This window comes from Kitasatospora sp. NPDC088351 (assembly GCF_040685575.1).
In the GTDB taxonomy this organism is placed as follows: Bacteria; Actinomycetota; Actinomycetes; order Streptomycetales; family Streptomycetaceae; genus Kitasatospora.
The window spans coordinates 1-1,641 of the sequence record NZ_JBFBIL010000140.1 but is presented as its reverse complement, the minus strand read 5'-3'; the positions used below and the strand labels follow the sequence as shown (position 1 = coordinate 1,641).

Sequence of the window (1,641 nt, the reverse complement as noted above, 5' to 3'; positions counted from 1 at the left end):
GGAGCCGTCGAAGGTGGGACCAGCGATTGGGACGAAGTCGTAACAAGGTAGCCGTACCGGAAGGTGCGGCTGGATCACCTCCTTTCTAAGGAGCAATATGCCGCTTGCAGGCGAATGTTCTGCACGGTTGCTCATGGGTGGAACGTTGACTATTCGGCACAGGAAGAGATCGAGTCGTGAGTACTGCTTCGGCGTGGAAAGCGTTTTTCGGGATTGACTGTGTCGGGCACGTTGTTGGGTCCTGAGGGAACGGCCGTTTGGCTGTTGCTTCAGAGATGCCGGTCTCATGTGAGGTGGTCTTCGGGCTGCTGAGTGTGGGTGACTGGTCGTTGTTTGAGAACTGCACAGTGGACGCGAGCATCTGTGGCCAAGTTTTTAAGGGCGCACGGTGGATGCCTTGGCACCAGGAACCGATGAAGGACGTGGGAGGCCACGATAGGCCCCGGGGAGCTGTCAACCGAGCTTTGATCCGGGGGTGTCCGAATGGGGAAACCCGGCAGTCGTCATGGGCTGTCACCCATACCTGAACACATAGGGTATGTGGAGGGAACGCGGGGAAGTGAAACATCTCAGTACCCGCAGGAAGAGAAAACAACCGTGATTCCGGGAGTAGTGGCGAGCGAAACCGGATGAGGCTAAACCATGGGCGTGTGAGACCCGGCAGGGGTTGCGCTTGTGGGGTTGTGGGAATGAGCTTCAGTCGTCTGCCGGCGGCTGGGCGAGTCAGAAACCGTATGGGTAGTCGAAGGACATGCGAAAGGTCCGGCGTAGAGGGTAAGACCCCCGTAGACGAAATCTGTACGGCTTGCTTGCTCATCTCCCAAGTAGCACGGGGCCCGAGAAATCCCGTGTGAATCTGGCGGGACCACCCGCTAAGCCTAAATATTCCCTGGTGACCGATAGCGGATAGTACCGTGAGGGAATGGTGAAAAGTACCGCGGGAGCGGAGTGAAATAGTACCTGAAACCGTGTGCCTACAAGCCGTGGGAGCGTCGTTCATCAGCTTGCTGGTGGGCCGTGACTGCGTGCCTTTTGAAGAATGAGCCTGCGAGTTTGCGGTGTGTAGCGAGGTTAACCCGTGTGGGGTAGCCGTAGCGAAAGCGAGTCCGAATAGGGCGTTTGAGTTGCATGCCCAAGACCCGAAGCGGAGTGATCTAGCCATGGGCAGGTTGAAGCGGAGGTAAGACTTCGTGGAGGACCGAACCCACCAGGGTTGAAAACCTGGGGGATGACCTGTGGTTAGGGGTGAAAGGCCAATCAAACTCCGTGATAGCTGGTTCTCCCCGAAATGCATTTAGGTGCAGCGTCACGTGTTTCTTGCCGGAGGTAGAGCACTGGATAGGCGATGGGCCTCACCGGGTTACTGACCTTAGCCAAACTCCGAATGCCGGTAAGTGAGAGCGTGGCAGTGAGACTGTGGGGGATAAGCTCCATGGTCGAGAGGGAAACAGCCCAGAACACCGACTAAGGTCCCTAAGCGTGTGCTAAGTGGGAAAGGATGTGGAGTCGCAGAGACAACCAGGAGGTTGGCTTAGAAGCAGCCACCCTTGAAAGAGTGCGTAATAGCTCACTGGTCAAGTGATTCCGCGCCGACAATGTAGCGGGGCTCAAGCACATCACCGAAGTCGTGTCATTGCAGCA

Annotated in this window: 2 rRNA genes; both read left to right on the top strand. The window is 56.9% G+C overall.

The annotated features are described in order from the left end of the window. A 16S ribosomal RNA gene (locus AB0P06_RS36870) occupies positions 1-85 on the top strand; the annotation flags it as partial. A gap of 280 nt (positions 86-365) precedes the next feature. Then, a 23S ribosomal RNA gene (locus tag AB0P06_RS36865) occupies positions 366-1,641 on the top strand; the annotation flags it as partial.